This is a genomic window from Streptomyces sp. NPDC058964 (assembly GCF_042741275.1).
GTDB lineage: Bacteria > Actinomycetota > Actinomycetes > Streptomycetales > Streptomycetaceae > Streptomyces.
Map to the genome: position 1 here is coordinate 1 of NZ_JBHYKH010001011.1, position 1,219 is coordinate 1,219.

Annotated in this window: 1 protein-coding gene and 1 pseudogene; both read left to right on the top strand. The window is 66.6% G+C overall.

Annotation, left to right across the window (positions count from 1 at the left end; genetic code table 11):
* Window positions 1-135: 135 nt before the first annotated feature.
* A pseudogene (locus tag ACFW2E_RS47260) lies at window positions 136-810 on the top strand (alpha/beta fold hydrolase); the annotation flags it as partial.
* Window positions 807-1,219, top strand: a 413-nt coding sequence (locus ACFW2E_RS47265; RefSeq protein ID WP_384478457.1) for an aromatic-ring-hydroxylating dioxygenase subunit beta, incomplete at its 3' end; no start/stop codon positions are given. The pseudogene ACFW2E_RS47260 and the gene ACFW2E_RS47265, both read left to right, overlap by 4 nt.

The window sequence follows — 1,219 nt, forward strand, 5'->3', positions numbered from 1 at the left end:
CTCTCATCCCGACCTCCATTGCAGGGACCGCGAAGCCGCGGGTCCTGAGGCAGCACTCCTACGGCGCCCGAAGCGCGAGGCACGCCTTCTTCGAAGAAAGGAGTTGGCAGGTTTCCGCAGGATCGTCTTGTACCCGAGCTTGAGGCACGCGGTCACCGGGCCGTCGCTGTGGACCTGCCCTCAGACGCCCCAGAGGCCGACAGCGGAGCCTATCTGCGCGCCATCGACAAGTACGTCGATGACCCACGCTCCACCGTCCTGGTCGCGCACTCGATGGCCGGCCTGATTGCTCCGGTGTACGCCGAGCGACGACCTGTCCGTGAGCTGGTGCTGCTGTCCTGCTTGCTGCCACTTCCAGGCGCCAGCTGGCGCGACCAACTGGCCGCTTCCCGACCGATGGCAGAGGATTTCTACAGCTCGTTCCTGCCGCAGCAGCTCAAAGACGATCAAGGCCGCAGCTACTGGCCACCGGACCTTGCCGCGGACCTCTTCTACCACGACTGCACTCCGGCCGATGCGGCCGCTGCCGCAGCCCGGCTACGACCACAGGCTGCCGGCGTACTCACGGAAAAGACCCTGTGGACCGGGGACGTCCCCTCACCAACCCGCTACGTCGTCTGCGAGGCAGACCGCGCGGTCTCAGGCAACTGGGGCCGCCAGGCGGCCGAGGCCCGCTTCGGCGCAGACATCATCAGCCTGCCCACGTCCCACTCGCCCTTCTGGTCCCAGCCTGCCGCCCTGGCCGAACTTCTGACGGCCGAGGACCGAACGGGCGAACCTGTGCCCAGGAACAAGGAGCTGACACCATGATTGCCAACGGCCTCACCTCCTCGGTGATCGGGCGTACCGCTTTGGGCGACGCTGCCAGGGTGCGTGACCATGAGGTCATCAGCGCCGTCTCTCAGTTCCTCTTCGATGAGGCCGCGCTGCTGGACGAGTGGCGACTCGAGGAATGGCTGGCACTGTTCCACCCGGACGCCGTCTATCTGATTCCCACCCCGGAAGATCTCAGTGACGACCCGGCGACCACCCTGCACCTGGTACACGACACGATGAACACCCTCGCGGGCCGCGTCGAACGGCTCAAGAGCAAGCATGCCCATGCAGAGAGCCCTCGCTCGCGCACCCGGCGCCACATCGGCAACGTACGCGTCTGGCAGACCTCGGACGGTCTTGAGGCGCGCAGCGTCTTCCTGGTCACCAGGGTCCGCGGCGGAGT